This is a genomic window from Trichodesmium erythraeum IMS101, from assembly GCF_000014265.1.
Taxonomy (GTDB): domain Bacteria; phylum Cyanobacteriota; class Cyanobacteriia; order Cyanobacteriales; family Microcoleaceae; genus Trichodesmium; species Trichodesmium erythraeum.
In genome coordinates, this window is the sequence record NC_008312.1 from 266,005 (window position 1) to 285,521 (window position 19,517).

Here is a 19,517-nt window from a genome sequence, read left to right on the forward strand (position 1 = left end):
ATCAAAAAATTGCATGACCACCTGTGGGTCATATATTAGGTATTAGGTATTAGGTATTAGGTTAATGGTTTTAAGTGTTAGTTTTTAGGTTTTAGGTTTAAAAATTAACTAAACACTTTAATTTTGGCCACACTGCGATATGTCATTACTGATCATCGAAAAATTTCATAGCCGCCTCCGGGTCATAACAATTTGCCAAAACAAACTGCCTGGCTACCTCCGCCACCAAATTTGAGGGAGGTTCCCAGTCTGCCCAAGGAAGTCGCATTTGTCCTGGAGAAACCTTATTCTTTTTCTTTTTTTTCACCTTAGGCAAAAACCTACTACCCCAACGACTACGCTTTTCCGGTTTTGGTCGAGGTTTGTATTTGTGACAAAATTTCCTATAGTTTTTAGCACATTCATCAAGAGTTTTTCCCAGAGACAAAAAAGCAGGATGCCACTTTGTGAGACCATCATCAGTGAGGCGGTCATAAGTGCCATAGTTAGAAAAGTCATAGAAAAACCCAGACTGCATATTAGCTGCTTTTGGGTTAGCGTGAATATAGCGAAGAGTATTCAAAGCTCGTTTTTTATCAGTATTTTCAAACCCGGTACTATGGTATCTCTTCTCCCAAAAATGCCCGGTACGGTTAAGCATTTGATTAAAACACATAGCCGTATACCAGTTTAACCAGTGCATAATTTTCGGTAAGTCTTCCCGAATGGATGGCTCTAGTAAATAATGAATATGGTTACTCATAATGCATAGAGCATAAAGTTTAAAGCCAAACTTATCCAAAGCTTTTTTTAAGGCAAACAAAAAAACCTGACGACATTGGAGACGAGTCAAACGAAACTCTCGGTTGTTGCAACGACAAGTAACATGATCGGAATATTGAGGCAAAAGTTGACGTGGTTTTCTAGGCATTATCAGTTAAGAGATAGTCGGATATATTTGAAACCCAACAGAATTAAATATGTTAAGTTTCCCCCGGTTCTGCGGCAAAACATTATCAGGGTGAGTGCGTCTTTTCCTGAGAATGTCAACAGTCTATCAGCGGGTTGTTTTTGTGGTTGAGCTTGTTGTTTTTGTGGTTGAGCTTGTTGTTTTTATAGTTGAGCAAGTTTATATCCAGTTAATAAAACATTTTCTGATGAGTCAAGCTAGGGTAAATAGTCATATTCTTTACGTTCAAAAAATCCATGCCAAATTGTTAAAGCTAATCAAATTTTTGGCAAAAAAAATTATCTGATTTGACATAAATATTATTTCTGAGTTCATAAATTTGAAAAAGATTTCCCCCAAGTTATTTAAGTTGGTAAAAAGAATAGGCAGTAACTGACTCCAGCAGTAGGATATTTTTCGATTTTACTGCCTAATTCATTGCCAATTTTTTCGAAAAAATTTCAAAGGCGACTTCAGTTTTTGATAAATTATTGACTCTTTTGACAGCTAAATAACAGTCAGCTTTTGATAAATTATTGATTTTTTTTGGTGAATTATTTTCTACAACTTACTGCCTTACGAAAAAGAGATATTAATTAGTTTTTGATAAATATTTTTTTCCATTCAGTTATTAGTTATGAGTACGATAAACCTAGATAAACTCAGATAAAGAAACCTAAAACTATAAGGCAAAGTAGTAGCTTTCTGGCTATTCCCCTTTGTTAGGTTTTACTGATAACGATGTGGTTACTCCTCCATGAAAAGCCCTATGTGAAAATATTTTTTATGTGAGAATATTTTTGTAGCCTAAAATTACTAGGGCTGCATAAGCTTCCGCTTGACTGGCAAAACCACCAGGGTATCCTAATGCTTTGCCGCCTGTTACTTGTAGCCTTAAGTAAATGTCAGGTTAAAAGAGACTTTGATATACGCCAGTAAAGTTACTTGGTGAAGCGATCGCTTCCTTGATCTGATATTTGCTAGTGTCTGACCGTAGACTTCAAAATGAGGTCAAACTTCTCCAAAATGTGGGAAAAAAATCACAAAAATATTTAACTGTTGTTGGTTTTGGGGCTGTTGCAGTCGTAGCAATTTTCTTGTATAATATTATTTATACCTCAAATTAACATTGATAACCCATGGATGCCATTATTTCCTTGTACTTGAGGTAGTAATAAGTCTGGGTTAATTAGAATATCTAAAAGATAGCTAAGTTAAGAACATAATAATGATAAAATTACCAGGTCCAAAATCTCCGGCTTTAACTCAAATTCTACAGTGGACAGCTAAACCCATAAAATTTATGGAAAAATGTGCGAGGGAATATGGCGACACATTTGAAGTAAAATTGAACTATCCAATTGTATTTATCAGCCATCCAAAGGCTATTGAGGAAATTTTCAAGGCTAACCCCAAAAAATTTGATTGTGGCTCGAGTAATAAATTAGCGCAGCCATTATTGGGAGATTATTCATTACTGTTATTAGATGATATTCCTCACCAACGTCAACGCAAACTGTTGATGCCTCCCTTTCATGGGAAACGAATGCAAGCTTATGGAGAATTAATTTGTAATGTTGCTCAAGAAGTAGCTAGCAAGTGGGAGATAGGGCAGGTATTTTCTATGAGAGAATTTACTGCAGAGATATCTTTAAAAGTAATATTACAAGCTGTTTTTGGTTTATATGAAGGAGAAAGGTACTCTAAATTAGAGAAACTTTTGGGGTCACTTCTCGAGTCATTAAGTTCTCCCTTGAAAACAAGTATGTTATTTTTCCAGTTTCTACAAATAGACTTGGGTCCCTGGAGTCCGTGGGGAAATTTTATTAAGAACAGGGAAGAAATTTACGAGTTACTATGTGCAGAAATTTCTGAACGTCGTCAAAAACTAGACCCGGAACGCTCTGACATTTTGACAATGCTTTTATTGGCAAGGGATGAAGAAGGGGAAGGTATGAGTGATATAGAATTGCGAGATGAGTTGATGACCTTACTCATAGCGGGACATGAAACCACAGCAACGTCATTATCTTGGGCTTTTTACTGGATTCACCATCAACCAGAAATTTATCAGAAGCTATCACGAGAATTAGAAACTTTTGGGGATGATCTAAACCCAATGACAGTTATTAACTTACCCTATATGAATGCTGTTTGTAGTGAAACCCTGCGTATTTATCCAGTGGTAATAATAGTTTCTCCACGAAAAACAAAATTACCAATAACAATAATGGGTCAAACATATCCAGCAGGAACAGCTTTAACTCCCTGTATTTATTTAACTCATCACCGAGAAGATCTGTATCCTGAACCAAAGAAGTTTAAACCAGAAAGATTTTTAGAACGTCAATACTCCTCTTACGAATTTTTACCTTTTGGTGGTGGTAACCGACGTTGTATTGGAGCAGCATTTGCTATGTTTGAAATGAAAATTGTGTTGGCAACTATTCTAAGACGTTACAGTTTAGCATTGGCAGAGAAGCAAGAAGTAAAACCATTACGTCGCGGTTTAACTTTAGCTCCAGCGGGTGGAGTGAAAATGGTTATGACTGGAAAACTTATGCAGACAGAAAAAAAGTTCCCTTCCGTAGCAACTGTATAAAATCAGGACTTTAAGTAAAATATAAAAAAATCGGCCATCTGTAGATCCCTATGTAGATCCCTAACAAAAATTATCCCTACTTGTTGAGCGATCGCTTTTGGTCCATATTTATTCATAAGTAATAATTATAATTCAAGTCAGGAAGACTATCTTCAAACCCCTTTACAAACCAAAATAAAGTAGTTAAAGTATCTATAACGGTCAAGGAAAACAAATCCAAAAGACCGGTGCATCTTGAAAACTTCATATACAAAGCACAGCAATCATAAATTAATTATGACTACAACATTACAACAGCGTGAAAGCGCTAACGTATGGGAAAAGTTTTGTAGTTGGGTAACAAGCACAGACAACCGCATATATGTAGGTTGGTTCGGTGTATTAATGATCCCTACTCTCTTAACTGCAACCATCTGTTACATCATCGCATTTGTAGCAGCACCTCCAGTAGATATTGATGGTATCCGTGAGCCCGTCGCTGGCTCTCTAATGTTCGGAAACAACATAATTTCCGGAGCAGTAGTACCTTCCTCAAACGCTATCGGTCTACACTTCTATCCCATCTGGGAAGCAGCTAGCTTAGATGAGTGGCTATACAACGGTGGCCCATACCAGCTAGTAATTTTCCACTTCCTCATCGGAATCTTTACTTACATGGGTCGTGAGTGGGAATTATCTTACCGCTTAGGTATGCGTCCTTGGATCTGTGTAGCTTACTCTGCACCAGTAGCAGCAGCAACAGCAGTATTCTTAATCTATCCTATCGGTCAAGGAAGCTTCTCTGATGGAATGCCTTTAGGAATTTCTGGTACTTTCAACTTCATGATCGTATTCCAAGCAGAGCACAACATCTTAATGCACCCATTCCACATGCTAGGAGTAGCTGGTGTATTCGGTGGTTCTTTATTCAGTGCAATGCACGGAAGCTTGGTAACATCTTCCTTAGTACGTGAGACAACTGAAACTGAGTCTCAGAACTATGGTTACAAGTTCGGTCAAGAGGAAGAAACTTATAACATCGTAGCAGCTCATGGCTACTTCGGTCGTTTAATCTTCCAATATGCTTCATTCAACAACAGCCGTTCTCTACACTTCTTCTTAGGAGCATGGCCAGTAGTAGGAATATGGTTCACAGCATTAGGTGTGAGCACAATGGCCTTCAACTTAAACGGTTTCAACTTCAACCAGTCCATCATTGACTCCAGCGGTCGCGTAATCAATACTTGGGCAGATATCATTAACCGCGCTAACTTAGGAATGGAAGTAATGCACGAGCGTAACGCTCACAACTTCCCTCTAGATCTAGCAGCAGTAGAAGCACCTTCTATCAAAGGTTAATCTCTAACTAGACTTAAATAGTTAAAAAAAAGCTCTCCAGATGGAGGGCTTTTTTTATTTGTTTAATACCCAAAAAATTAGCTCAAGGGTAAAAAAAAGAAAGCCCTTGGTAAATTAAACATACTTTAAGAACAAATATGGGAAAAGTGATGGAAGTAGGGGTATGTGTTTCAATATTTGGTATAAAAGCTGATTTAATATTTCCTGTAGCCAAAAAACTGAATAGATATAACTGACTGAAGTGAAAGGTTAATTCAAGGTATTTGTATATTTGAGCCTAGGGAGATTAATTCATAAGTAATAATTATAATTCAAGTCAGGAAGACTATCTTCAAACCCCTTTACAAACCAAAATAAAGTAGCTATAGTATTTATAACGGTCAAGGAAAACAAATCCGAAAGACCGATGTATCTTGAAAAATTCATACATATTAAACAGCAATCATAACTTAATTATGACTACAACATTACAACAGCGTGAAAGCGCTAACGTATGGGAAAAGTTTTGTAGTTGGGTAACAAGCACAGACAACCGCATATATGTAGGTTGGTTCGGTGTATTAATGATCCCTACTCTCTTAACTGCAACTATCTGTTACATCATCGCATTTGTAGCAGCACCTCCAGTAGATATTGATGGTATCCGTGAGCCCGTCGCTGGCTCTCTAATGTTCGGAAACAACATAATTTCCGGAGCAGTAGTACCTTCCTCAAACGCTATCGGTCTACACTTCTATCCCATCTGGGAAGCAGCTAGCTTAGATGAGTGGCTATACAACGGTGGCCCATACCAGCTAGTAATTTTCCACTTCCTCATCGGAATCTTTACTTACATGGGTCGTGAGTGGGAATTATCTTACCGCTTAGGTATGCGTCCTTGGATCTGTGTAGCTTACTCTGCACCAGTAGCAGCAGCAACAGCAGTATTCTTAATCTATCCTATCGGTCAAGGAAGCTTCTCTGATGGAATGCCTTTAGGAATTTCTGGTACTTTCAACTTCATGATCGTATTCCAAGCAGAGCACAACATCTTAATGCACCCATTCCACATGCTAGGAGTAGCTGGTGTATTCGGTGGTTCTTTATTCAGTGCAATGCACGGAAGCTTGGTAACATCTTCCTTAGTACGTGAGACAACTGAAACTGAGTCTCAGAACTATGGTTACAAGTTCGGTCAAGAGGAAGAAACTTATAACATCGTAGCAGCTCATGGCTACTTCGGTCGTTTAATCTTCCAATATGCTTCATTCAACAACAGCCGTTCTCTACACTTCTTCTTAGGAGCATGGCCAGTAGTAGGAATATGGTTCACAGCATTAGGTGTGAGCACAATGGCCTTCAACTTAAACGGTTTCAACTTCAACCAGTCCATCATTGACTCCAGCGGTCGCGTAATCAATACTTGGGCAGATATCATTAACCGCGCTAACTTAGGAATGGAAGTAATGCACGAGCGTAACGCTCACAACTTCCCTCTAGATCTAGCAGCAGTAGAAGCTCCTTCTATTAAAGGTTAATCTCTAACTAGACTTAAATAGTTAAAAAAAAGCTCTCCAGATGGAGGGCTTTTTTTATTTGTTTAATACCAAAAAAATTAGCTCAAGGGTAAAAAGCCGTTTCAGTTCAGTAATGGTAAGTTCGGTTAATGAAATTAGCAAGACTAGTTAGACTAACCCAACAACCATATATCTTTCAGACTTTTTGGTCTGATCAGGGATAGCTAAATATAGATATAAATAAAAAATATGGACGTAACAGAACTCGAATCTGTGACCCCCACGATGTCAACGTGGTGCTCTAACCAACTGAGCTATACGTCCCGATAATTATAGATTATAACACACCTTTACTGAACTTGCAACCTCTAAAAGATATAATTTCCTACCAAAACCTAACTCACCTTGTGCCAAACACTCAAACTTCCATCCCCACAACTCGCTGCCAACAGATGACCATCCATACTAAAAGTCACCGTATTGACTGTCGTATCTTTACTCAATAGTCCTACTTTCTCCATTGTATAAGGATTCCATAAATATAAATTCCCATCCCGACAGCCACTTGCCAAAATCAAACCATCAGAACTGATAGCCACACTATTCACAGCATCAGGATGCTGTAATACTCCCAACAAATTTCCCGTGCCTAACTGCCACAACCTCACAGTATGGTCACTACTGCCACTAGCTAATATCTGACCATCGGGAGCGATCGCCACACTCCGAACTACATCACTATGACCAGTCAAATTGAACAACAACTTTCCTGTCTGAACATCCCATAATTTAATCATCTTATCTCCACTGCCACTTGCCAAGACCTTACCATCAAGACTAATAGCAAGAGACTCAACCCATGCAGTATGACCTTGCAAAAACCCTCGCATTTTCCCACTGGCGAGATACCAAACCTTTACCGTCTTGTCATTATGACCGCTTGCCAATATCTGACCATCTTGGCTAATAGCGATCGCATGCACAGCACCCCACTCTTGACCAAACCAACCTTTCAAAGTACGCACCAACTTTCCAGTACCCAAATTCCAAATTTTTAGGGTACCATCATTACTGCCACTTATCAAAGTCTGACCATCCGGACTAAAAACGATCGCCTGCACCCATCCGGAATGACTAAACATCCAACCTCCTAAAGTCTGAGGCTCGTTCCCAGTTCCCAAAGTCCATACCTTAATATTATTATCTTCACCCCCACTCACCACAGTTTGACCATCAATACCAAAAGCTAAAGTTCTGACTTTATGACCATAACTTTCGAACCTTTCCAAACCTGCCCAAGAACTTACCAGTGTTTGCATTAAATCTTTCAGAACCTCTTCTATAGAGTGATAACGTTCCGACAAGGAAACTTGCAACATTTTATTAATGATATTACTCAAAGACTTACTCACCGGTCTAGGTAAATGTTGTTGCCATAAAAACTCCTCACCGTAACGCAAGTCAAAAGGGTTTAATTGAGTCATTAACTGAATACAAACAATACCCAGACTGTAGATATCACTAGCAAATACTGGTTTACCCATTAATTGTTCTGGAGCTGTATATTCTGGGGAGCCAATAATAGTATCAGTTTTGACTGTGGGGTGAATGGAAATAGCTTTAGCAGAACCAAAACCAACTAAACATAAATTATCCCCCCAGCCATATCCTGTTTTATCAGCGCCACGACGAATAATATTTTCTGGTTTAATATCGCGATGAATGACTTGATTTTTATGTATAAATTGTAAGACTGGCAGTATTTCTTTGAGAAACTTTCTAATTTTTTGTTCATCAAATGTGCCCTGTTCTTTTAACTCTTGAGCTAAGTTTTTTCCTTGTATATATTCTTGGACTAAGTATTTATAAGACGAGACAAAAAAGTAGGCTAATAAACTAGGAATTTGAGGGTGTTTTCCGAGTTTATCTAATTGTAAAGCTTCTCTATGAAATGATATTGATGCTTTTTCTATTTCATTAATATTTTGTTCTGCATTTTTACCGGGAGTAGCTATTGGTAGAAATTGTTTAATTACAGATACTGATTTTGAGGGAATATCTTCATCAACTGCTAAAAATGTTCTACTAAATGTGCCCATTCCGATTGGTTTGAGGAGGCGATAATGTTCTCTCAAAATTAGTTTTGAACCACAACTTTGGCAGAATTTATTTTGATCAGGATTTTCAGGTTTTTTGCAAGTAGGATTATAGCAGTAACTCATACCTTTTCACGGAAGTCAAAATCAAAAGTCAAAACTCGGAACTCGGATTTTATAGTTTCAAAACTTTAACGTTACAGTAATTTCAAAAAAATTATTTTACATTGTTAGTTTGAAGCTATTCATAATAGATATTAGGCAGAACTGCCATATCTATATAAAGGCAAACCGCCGGAGGTGAAACTACATATGCTGTATCATCTGATATGCATGCCTAAGTTTTAGATAATATTCTTTTTTTTATACATTATCATATTTTATACCAAATCCGCAGCAAAATTATTCTATTACATTTCAGAAACTGTACCCTCAATCTATTTTTTAATCTTGAGGATAGTATTATTGATTAGGCTAGGGAAAATTTAAACAACCTTCCAAATATTCCAGACTCTTAAAATCTAACTAATTTTCTCCTCAACTTTCCAAGTATTCAAAAAGTCAATTTTAAACTTTTACTACTTATTGAAATAAGAATATATTTAAATCATTTTTTCAGTAAACCCATAATAAAATCGATAAGTTTAGCTTTTTTCGGTGGATAAGTCCTGATGATATGTGTTTTGATTTGATAATTTTTTTGCCATCTGTTTAGAGATAACTTTACTGTACTAGCCAACAAATTTTTCCAGAACTGAAGTCAGATTTACCATGACCAAATTATCTCACTTCATCAACCATATATAAAAATCCTTCCCCCCCCCCCCAAATATTGCGGAAAAAATGAATCTTAAAATCTGGGTCATACCTATCCGAAAAAACTCTCGCTGTTAACCCAATTTTTCTTTAATAAACTAAATTAAAACTCCACTCCCCACAAGATAAACAGTTTCCAAATATAGCAATCTTCTTGTTAATTTAGCTACTGTTAACCTTTGAGATTTATCTTGTTTTTCAGCGAACTCAACCAAGGGAAAAATTTTACTTGTAGAGCTGAATATTTAATCTCATCTACAAAATTAAGTCATACCAATTATTATAGAATAAACTTCTTCTTTGTTTAGCTAAGTGAATATTAATTATTCTTATGTCGTAGGGAAGTTTTATACAACCCCCCTACCCTTACTCCCCTACTAACTTATTCAAATAAAAGCTTTAATTTCTGCAACTAATTTATCAATTTCTGCCTCTAAACTAAAATAATGAATAGAAGCTCTCACACAATCTGGGTTAATAATAGTTCGCACCATAATATCCTGGTTTTCTAAAAAATTCACTAACTCTTGATGTGATTTACCATTAGTTACTTGAAAAGAAACTAATCCAGCTTCTGGCGGTGATGTGGATAAACATTTAACTTCAGGAATTTTGATTAAATTATCCCATAAATATTTACTTAACCTTTGAATTCTATCATACCTTTCTATTGCATTTCCCCATTGATTATGTAGACTTATTGCTTGCCTTAAACCAGAATATAAAGGATAAGCAGAAGTAGAAACTTCATAACGTCTACCATCAGGTTTCCAGCCAATTATTTGATCAACTTTATCTCTCAAAATACTCCCCAAACCAATAAAAGTAGGAATTAAACTTTCCCTAACTTTAGGACTTACATAAAGTCCCCCTAAACCTTCTGGTCCGCACCACCATTTATGACCAGTAAAAGCATAAAAATCTACCTCTGTTTCTGCTAATTGTAAAGGTAAAACTCCTACAGATTGAGCAGCATCAGCTAAAACTTTAATTGGAGATTTAAATAAAGAATGGCACAATTTAACAATTTCAGTTAATGGTAAAACCTGACCTGTATTCCACAAAATATGACTGATTACCAATAACTTTGTATTCTGACGTAAATTTTCTTTAATTACTGTTACAGGGTTTCCTTTATTCAAGGTTTCCATTATTGGACAAGTAGAAACCTCTATATTAAAACGTCTTTGAATCTCCTTAATTGTAGCAATAATTCCCGGATGTTCACAGTCAGAAAGTAAGATATGATCTCCCTCCTGCCAATTTAAACCCCAAAGTGAAATATTACAACCTACAGTAACATTTGGTGTCAAAGCAATAGTATCTGGAGAAACTCCTAACTCAGTAGCGATCGCTCTTCGCATTAAAGCTGCTTCATTAACCACCCACTTACCAATTTTTCCAGAAAAAGGTCCGAAATTTTGTACTTTTTGATAAGAATCATAAATTGCCTCTAAAGATATTTTAGGCATAGGTCCTTGACCACCATAATTAAAATAATTTTTATTAGCTAAAGCCGGAAAGTTTTGTCGATAACTTGACAATTGAGAAATCTTCTGATCCATAATTTTTTTGAAGATAAATAGCAAAATTATACGGTCTTTAATTATATCATAAATGTTAATTAATTTAAATAATTAGATAGATAAAAATAAACCTTATAATCAAAAACATAACAAAACTTATAATCAACTTATCAACTAGTTATAACTCTTTTAAATCTCTATTAATATTTTAAAGATTATTAAACCTACCTAACTTATTTTCTAATTATTATATTTAGTATTAACTAACTCATTTTTTAATTTTATTAATAGTTTTTCTGCTTTAACACTTCCCCAAAAAGTTTAGTTTTTTTTCAATACCAGAAGTGAATTTTTTTTCTACTAAAATTTTCATAATATCCACAACTTTTGTCTTCTGTATTGAAACTAAAATATCTTTATTTTTAAATAATAAAAACTGCTACAATCAATCTTTTAGTACATCTGCTTCACTCTCTATTAGTCTTTCTTCAGAAATACTTGGGAGAAATTCCTAGTCTACTATAAGAGATATATAACTTTTTGAGGCCATCCGTAGTTACTCATCCACAAGTATTGACTGATTTTGCCTACCGCATTTCTTATATATTCAAAAAAACAACTAGTCCCTTAATTATAGAAGAAGCTTTAAACCCAATTTTTTAGCTAAATTGATATTTTAGGTATTTTTTTTGCTAGAATTTGATTAACTATAAATAATTCTACGACTACCCTGAGTCTGAAAATATAAAACACTGTAAAGCAGTAAGTTAGAGATAAATTTTGTAATTTTTTTATATTTGACAGTTTTGTAATTATAAATACTTATTATTTTTTCTCTTTTTGGTGTAATTTTATTTTTATTCTACTAGTGGGTTGAAGTAAATAGAATAAATATTTATTTGTTTTACTGTAGATTTTTAACTGCCGTTAAGCCCCTGACTTATGAACTAAATAATTCATGTTTATCACTGACTCTCAGCTACTTTCTTATCAACGCTGTTCTAGAAAAGTATTTTTAGATGTTTATGGAGATTTTAGACAACAAGAATCTCCTAGTGATTTTCGACTGAAATTAATTAAAGATAGTTCTGCATTTAGGTCTAGTATAGTCGGTAATTATAATTATCAAAAACCGGATTATCCTCAGGGAAATTTTATTGCTGGGGCAAAAGCTACAAAACTATTAATGGCATCAGGTGTTGATGTGATTTATCAGGGAGTATTAATGATTCAGAAATCTGCCATAGAATCATCCCTAGAAAATCAAGTTCAGACAGATAATTTTCTATCGACTAATTTTGTTAGCTATCCAGATTTATTAATTAAATATCCTGGTTCTTCTAGCTTCGGGAATTGGATTTATATTCCCACGGATATTAAATTAAGTAAACGTCCGAAATTAGAATATCAAATAGTTACTACTTTCCATGCTCAAATATTAGCTAGCATTCAAAAAACTTGGCCAGAATTTGCTTATTTAATTCTCCGAAATAAAGGATTATACAAAGTTAATTTACAACAGAGAATTCAGGCAATGCAGCAAGCTATTTCTGAGTTAATTTTTATGTTGCAAAATTCTCTAGAACCAGAAGTTTTTATCTCTCGTCAAAAATGTAGTCTTTGTGCTTGGTATAATACCTGTCATGCTGTTGCTAAAACTGAAAAACATTTATCTCTTTTACCAGGAGTTACCTCTAATAGATATGCTGTTTTGAAGAGATTGAATTTAACAACTTTAGAATCTTTAAGTCAAACGAATCCTAATGATTTAGAAAGTTACCCAGAATTTGCTGATGGAGTCGCAATAGAAGTTGTGCAACAAGCTCAATCAGTACGAGAAAATAAAGTTATTTTAAGAAATGAAAAATTCACAAAACAACTAGAGATTCCAGCTTTATCAATTACTGATTATAAATTAACTAAGTTAGTAAATGCTCCTGTTGAATTGTACTTTGATATTGAGGCTCAACCAGAAATTAATTTGGATTATTTACATGGTGTTTTAGTAGTTAATAAACGTTACAATACAGAAAAATTTTATGTTCATTTAGCAGAAAATCCTTTAGATGAAGAATTGATTTGGCATCAATTTTTAGACTTAGTTTGGAAGTATCCTATCGCTCCAATTTATCACTTCTGTGAATATGAAATTCAAACTGTCAAAAAATTAGCTAAACTCTATAATACTCCAACATATAAGTGGAAACCATTGTTGAAAAGATTTGTGGATATTCATAAAATTATTACTCAAACTATTACACTACCTATAGAAAGCTATGCCTTGAAAAATATTGCCCGTTGGTTAGGTTTTGAATGGCGAAATCCTGAAGCTAATGGCGCTCAATCTGTTTGCTGGTATGATCAATGGTTAGCAACAGGCGATCGCTCTTTATTAGACGCAATTATTATTTACAATGAAGATGATTGTTATGCTACTTATTATGTTAAAGAATGGTTGTCAAAATTTTTAGAACAGGAACTAGGAAATAGGAAGTAAAGGATAAGTAAATATACAGTATTAGCTCTAGCAAATGATTGACAAGGCCTAAATGGTAAAACTCTTACATTTATAATTAATTGAAGAAATTTAAGACAGCTATATTTATGATTTATCCCATTTTTTTTCAAAATTTATGTTCCTATTATGTATAGCAATTTTGAGATAAACTATAGAGTTTATATCAAACTTTTATGCTATTTATATGAAATTATGAAAAATCCTAAAAATCAAAGATATAAATATTTAATTTCTACCTTAGTTACTTGTTTGGTTATTCTTCTAATTACAGCCATATTGATTAAATCAATGACTCAAGCAAATATTCCTAAAATAACTTTTTTAGGAGAGGTGAATTTTCCCACAGGTTTAAAATTTAAAAATACAGAAGTAGGTGGACTTTCTGGCATAACCTACAATCAAGATAAACAAATTTATTATGCTATTTCTGATGACCGTAGTAGGAAAGCAGCAGCGCGATTTTATACTCTTAAAATTGACCTAGATATAAATAAAATTTCGGAGGAAACTGTAACTTTTATAGATGTTACAACTTTATTAAATGAAAATAGCCAACCATTTCCCTCTTTAAGTATTGATACAGAAGGAATTGCTTTGACTGGAGAGAGTTTATTTATATCTTCTGAAGGAGATAGAAAACGTCAAATACAACCATTTATTAGAGAATTTTCTTTAGCAGGTAAACAACTACAAAATTTACCAATTCCCAAAAAGTTTCTGATACAAGCTAAAAGTGGAATCAGAAATAATCTAGCCTTAGAAAATTTAACTATTACTCCTAACAAAAAATACCTCTTCACTGCTACAGAAAATGCTTTAATTCAAGATGGTGTAAAAGCAAATGTTTCCACTGGTAGTCCTTGTAGAATTTTACAGTATGATTTAATTAAAGGTAAGCCAGAAAAAGAGTTTTTATATATCACAGAACCTATTACTTCTAAATCTAATAATTCAGGTGTTTTAAAGATTAATGGCTTAGTAGAATTAATGGCGTTAGATGATACTCATCTTTTAAGTCTAGAAAGATCTTTTTCTCTAGATACTGGAAATGTGATTAAACTATTTCAAGTTGATCTGTCAAATGCAGATAATATTCAAAAAATTAATAGCTTAAATACTCATTTAACTCCTATTTCTCCAGCACAAAAAGAATTATTATTAGATTTGAGTAATCTAGAATTAATCTCAGACAATATTGAAGGAATGACCTTTGGCCCAAGATTGGCAGATGGTCGGCGATCGCTCATCCTAGTCAGCGATAATAATTTTAACCCCTTACAATTGACTCAATTTCTCATTTTCAGCACTAAACTCTAGCTGTTCAAGTCAAAAACCATTTTGGTTATCAGTTATTAGTTATTAGTATCTAGTTGTGACCAAAACATTTTAAAGTGTCATGCATAAATTATGTATTTTGTCAATTTGTCTATGTGAAGAAAAATGTTGATAAAGCATAGTCTTTCTGGGGAGGGAAGTTAAAAGTCAAAAATCTAAGAAAGACATTGGAGGATATCTCAAAATACCTCAAGAAAAAAACTTTCAAAGTTTTGTCGGGTAAAGGTTGTGGCTCAAGGAAACAGGAATATTGAAAAAAAATTGGATAAATGCTTGACAAATCAAGTAGAAAGAGTAATAATCATATATGGCATACGGAAAGGGACTGTAGTTCAATTGGTTAGAGCACTGCCCTGTCACGGCAGAAGTTGCGGGTTCGAGCCCCGTCAGTCCCGTATAATCAATGAATAACTGAATACTATTAATAATTTCATAAACCTAATTAATAGAGCTTTTTGACTGATAAAAGCCTAAATTTTATGATGAAAATATCAAGTTAATTTAGTATTAGAATTAATTAAGTCAAAATTAGAGATTTATACTGACTATGGTAAATTATATATTTAAGTACGGTTCAGTTAGGATTTTTTTGTAGTTCTGTAATCTGAAAAAACTCGTCTAAGTACTTCAATACCATAATAGTTTTGGTCTGATCTGAACTAAATTTGGATTAATAATATTCTCGACCTTTAACCAGAAGTTAGAATAAAACCTAAAAACAAAAAAACTAAAATATAAATTAATATGAGTGTTAGAGTTCGTCTGGCCCCAAGTCCAACAGGAAACTTACATATAGGTACAGCCAGAACTGCTGTATTTAACTGGTTATTTGCACGAAATCAGAAGGGAAAATTTATCCTAAGAATAGAAGATACAGATCAAGAGCGATCACGTCCAGAGTATACAGACAATATTTTGGAGGGACTGAGCTGGCTAGGATTAGAATGGGATGAAGGACCATTCTATCAGTGCCAACGTTATGAACTATACCAGAAGGCAACTCAAAGTTTATTAGACAAAGGATTAGCTTATCGCTGCTATTGTACAGCAGCAGAACTAGAGGAAATGCGGGAAGCTCAGAAAGCCAGAAAAGAAGCACCTCGCTACGATAACCGCCACCGAAACCTCACAGATCTGGAAAAAAAAGCTTTTGAAGCTGAAGGAAGGCAAGCAGTAATTCGCTTTAGAATAGATGATGATCAAATAATTACTTGGAATGATATGGTCCGCGGGAAAGTCACCTGGAAGGGAAGCGACCTAGGTGGAGATATGGTTATTTCTCGTGCGGCAGGAGGAGATGAGGTAGGACAACCCCTTTATAATATGGCGGTGGTAGTAGATGATATGGATATGGAAATTACCCATGTGATTCGAGGTGAAGACCATATTGCTAATACAGCTAAACAAATATTACTTTATGAAGCCTTAGGGGGGAAAATACCGGAATTTGGCCATACACCTCTAATTCTCAATAAAGAAGGACGAAAATTGTCAAAACGAGATGGAGTAACTTCAATTTCTGATTTTCAAGAATTGGGTTTTACTCCTGAAGCACTGGCAAATTATATGTGTTTGCTGGGGTGGACGCCTCCAGATGCAACGGAAGAAATATTTACTTTAGCACAGGCAGGACAAAACTTTAGTTTTGAAAGGGTGAATAAAGCAGGAGCTAAGTTTGATTGGGATAAGTTGGATTGGATAAGTAGTCAATATTTACATAATCTACCAGTAAAACAACTGACAGATAAATTAATTCCCATTTGGCAAAAAGCAGGATATGAATTGGATCCAGAGGGCGATCGCTCTTGGTTAGAACAACTAGTAACATTAATAAGACCAAGTTTGACTCGCCTCACAGATGCAGTGGAAATGAGTGAGTTATTCTTTTTTCCTACTGTAGAACTGAATGAAGATGCCAAAACGCAAATGCAGAATGAAGATTCTGTTAAATCTATTAATTCTATTCTAGAAATAATAAATGCTGATGCACCTCTACTAGTAGCTGATGTAAAGCAAACTATTAAAAAGGTGACTCAGAAGGTTCATGTGAAGAAAGGCGTTGTTATGCGATCGCTAAGAGCATCCTTGACAGGTGCAATGCAAGGGCCAGATTTAATTGAGTCCTGGTTACTGCTGCATCAAAAGGGCTTTGATATATTACGCTTCAAAAAATCTATAGGTCAGGAAATTGAGGACACGAAGATTGAGGACACGAAGAAAGCAGAAACTACTCCTCACAAGAGTAAAGGTGAAGGTAATGTTTTGCTAAAAACAACAACTCCAAAATCTCCTGCTTTATCAAAAGAACAAACTCAGACAACAAAACCACCTAAAAAAGGACAAACTGCAACTCCAGTGGCAACTACTCCTACCGCTACTGATGTAACTGAGAATACTTCAGTAGGGACTCAAGAAACACAGAGCCAAATTACAACTCCAGTGGCAACTACTCCTACTGCTACTGATGTAACTGAGAATACTTCAGTAGGGACTCAAGAAACACAGAGCCAAATTACAACTCCAGTGGCAACTACTCCTACTGCTACTGATGTAACTGAGAATACTTCAGTAGAGACTCAAGAAACACAGAGCCAAATTACAACTCCAGTGGCAACTACTCCTACTGCTACTGATGTAACTGAGAATACTTCAGTAGAGACTCAAGAAACACAGAGCCAAATTACAACTCCAGTGGCAACTACTCCTACTGCTACTGATGTAACTGAGAATACTTCAGTAGGGACTCAAGAAACACAGAGCCAAATTACAACTCCAGTGGCAACTACTCCTACTGCTACTGATGTAACTGAGAATACTTCAGTAGAGACTCAAGAAACACAGAGCCAAATTACAACTCCAGTGGCAACTACTTCCACTGCTACTGATGTAACTGAGAATACTTCAGTAGAGACTCAAGAAACACAGAGCCAAATTACAACTCCAGTGGCAACTACTCCTACTGCTACTGATGCAGAAACCAGAGAACAAAAAGTAGCTACTCAGGTTGAAACTTCCATTTTAGATGACCAAAAACCTGTAGATACAGTAACCAACCAAACAGTAGAGGTTGAACAACCCAATAAGATTAAAGAGCAATTTATTAATATCTTTTTTAACTTTCCTGACTATATTAATCAATTATATCAACAATACCAAGGTCAGCTTAAATTATTTGGTTGGTTAGCCTTAGTAATATTAACTTTTACGTTCATGGCTGTTGTTATAGAAGCTTTAGATGGAATTCCTATTCTATCAATTATTTTTGAATTAATTGGCGTTATATATTTAGTCTGGTTTGTTTACCGTTATTTACTCAAGAGATCTAATCGACAAGAATTATTGGATAAAATTGAAAATATAAAAAGAGAAATTTTTGGTAAGCCATCTTAAATAAAAACTTGATGTACTAAAAAAAAGAAAGGGAAAATTAAAAATATTCAAGTGAAACAGCAAAATATGTGATTTATATTTTCCCCTATAACTTTTTTAACATTTTTTATGAGAAAACAGCACTCTACAATGAATATAAATAAATACAAAAAAACGATATTATTTTTAGGAGTATTGTTTTCATCAGCAGGAATGCAGAAAATCACCCCAGTTTTATCCCAAAATTTACAATTGACACCTATATTTGAAGATGTTAACTTGTATCCAAAGTCTACTCTAAACCGAATGATTATCAGAGGGTTAAGTGGAGGACCTATATCTGCAAAAGAAAAAACAGGTAGAGAAAATACTGTAACAGGACCATGTGTAGGTTTTATTGATAGAGAACCAGATCATAGATTAGTTTTAAATGGCTTTTTTAAATCTCTGAAACTTGAGGTTCAAAGTAGTGAAGATACAACTTTAGTTATTAGAGGTCCTGGAGGTAGTTGGTGTAATGATGACTTCGAGGGAAAAAATCCAGGAATTACAGGTCAATGGTTTTCAGGTACTTATGACATTTGGATAGGTTCTTACCAAAGAAATAAATACTATCCTTATGTAATTAAAATTACTAAAGAATAAAGATAAGTAATAATCTTAAGTTAATTTAATTAAGTTTTTTTGTATGAATTATAAGTATTTATAGAAAATTTATTTGTATATATCGTACCATTCTTTTTTTTATTGGTATAACAGTTTGGTTTGTAGATATTTTGTGCAGCTTGTTGTCAACTACAAGAATGGGATAAAATTGATTTTTCAAGTAACTTGAGTATAGCTATCAATATTTCTAGTAAATGTTTTTCCCAATTTGACTTAATTTAAAAAAAGGGGCATTCAAACTAATATAACTGCCTCAACAAAATTAATTATATATTTTCCAGCAAAATTATCAATAACTTTACTCCTAGGATAAAATGATTTAGGATTACTATACCTTTAAGATGTATATTCCTGTCTTTCTAATAGTTTTAAATAAAATGTTTGAGATAAGTAGGTAGGCATGAAAAAAACTTAGCTATATTAATATTTGTATACTGACTTCAAGCTCCTCTACAGAGTTAGTTTGAGGTTAATTTACATTTTGTTACATAGCAACCAATTTCAACACCGACTTACTTAACCTTTGAGTTTACCAAAACTAATTTAATATTTAAAAATATTAAATAAAAATACAGCAAAAAACACAGAAAAATCATTGACCAATTAAGAGTATTTTGCTGATATAAAAGTAACCCTATTTGAATTGATTTTTGTAGGAGAAAAAAATGTTTTGGAAGCTTGGAAGTAAGATTTTTACTTTAGCAAATTCTGAAGCTGTTTCTAGCTTGTGTTTACTAGTAGTTACTGCTATTAGTTTGTATTTGGTGAAACGCAAACAATAGTCAAATATCTTATTAGATTAGTTTACTATTATATCAGATTTGGTG

Annotated in this window: 10 protein-coding genes, 2 tRNA genes and 1 pseudogene; 9 read left to right on the top strand and 4 right to left on the bottom strand. The window is 34.4% G+C overall.

The features are described from left to right. Window positions 1-145: 145 nt before the first annotated feature. Window positions 146-910, bottom strand: a complete 765-nt coding sequence (locus tag TERY_RS00780) for a transposase (RefSeq protein ID WP_011610069.1) — start codon at window positions 908-910, stop codon at window positions 146-148. A gap of 1,246 nt (window positions 911-2,156) precedes the next feature. Here TERY_RS00780 and TERY_RS00790 point away from each other — a divergent pair. From TERY_RS00790 to psbA (TERY_RS00800), 3 genes are all read left to right on the top strand, one after another. Next, window positions 2,157-3,530 (top strand): cytochrome P450, encoded by a 1,374-nt coding sequence (locus TERY_RS00790; RefSeq protein ID WP_011610070.1) that lies wholly within the window; start codon window positions 2,157-2,159, stop codon window positions 3,528-3,530. Window positions 3,531-3,806: 276 nt separating this feature from the next. Then, a complete protein-coding gene (psbA, locus tag TERY_RS00795; protein ID WP_011610071.1) occupies window positions 3,807-4,868 on the top strand; it encodes a photosystem II q(b) protein in 1,062 nt (353 codons plus the stop codon). Between the two features lie 455 nt (window positions 4,869-5,323). After that, window positions 5,324-6,385: a photosystem II q(b) protein gene (gene psbA / locus TERY_RS00800; protein WP_011610071.1), complete on the top strand. Its 1,062-nt coding sequence runs from the start codon at window positions 5,324-5,326 to the stop codon at window positions 6,383-6,385. 229 nt (window positions 6,386-6,614) lie between these two features. Here psbA (TERY_RS00800) and TERY_RS00805 read toward each other — a convergent pair. The 3 genes from TERY_RS00805 to TERY_RS00815 form a co-directional block, all read right to left on the bottom strand. Beyond that, window positions 6,615-6,688 (bottom strand) — tRNA-Val (locus TERY_RS00805). Window positions 6,689-6,759: 71 nt separating this feature from the next. Continuing rightward, entirely contained in the window at window positions 6,760-8,586 is a 1,827-nt protein-coding gene (locus TERY_RS00810) for a protein kinase domain-containing protein (RefSeq protein WP_011610072.1), read from the bottom strand. Between the two features lie 1,076 nt (window positions 8,587-9,662). Further along, window positions 9,663-10,841, bottom strand: coding sequence for an aminotransferase class V-fold PLP-dependent enzyme (locus TERY_RS00815; protein ID WP_011610073.1), 1,179 nt, complete (start codon window positions 10,839-10,841; stop codon window positions 9,663-9,665). Window positions 10,842-11,760: 919 nt separating this feature from the next. Between TERY_RS00815 and TERY_RS00820 the strand changes: the two genes are divergently transcribed. The 6 genes and pseudogenes from TERY_RS00820 (at window position 11,761) to TERY_RS00840 (ending at window position 18,669) form a co-directional block, all read left to right on the top strand. Next, window positions 11,761-13,299 carry a TM0106 family RecB-like putative nuclease gene (locus TERY_RS00820; protein ID WP_011610074.1) on the top strand — a complete coding sequence of 513 codons (1,539 nt, stop codon included), beginning with the start codon at window positions 11,761-11,763 and terminating at the stop codon, window positions 13,297-13,299. A 213-nt stretch (window positions 13,300-13,512) separates the two neighbouring features. Then, a complete protein-coding gene (locus tag TERY_RS00825) occupies window positions 13,513-14,637 on the top strand; it encodes an esterase-like activity of phytase family protein (protein ID WP_044136251.1) in 1,125 nt (374 codons plus the stop codon). A 339-nt stretch (window positions 14,638-14,976) separates the two neighbouring features. Beyond that, window positions 14,977-15,050: transfer RNA gene (locus TERY_RS00830), tRNA-Asp, on the top strand. 349 nt (window positions 15,051-15,399) lie between these two features. After that, window positions 15,400-16,824, top strand: a pseudogene (gene gltX, locus TERY_RS35890) (glutamate--tRNA ligase); the annotation flags it as partial. 774 nt (window positions 16,825-17,598) lie between these two features. Then, complete coding sequence (locus TERY_RS35895; RefSeq protein WP_370497363.1) at window positions 17,599-18,045, top strand: CAAD domain-containing protein; 447 nt, start codon at window positions 17,599-17,601, stop codon at window positions 18,043-18,045. 129 nt (window positions 18,046-18,174) lie between these two features. Next, entirely contained in the window at window positions 18,175-18,669 is a 495-nt protein-coding gene (locus TERY_RS00840) for a hypothetical protein (protein WP_052845729.1), read from the top strand. The last annotated feature ends 848 nt before the right edge of the window (window positions 18,670-19,517 follow it).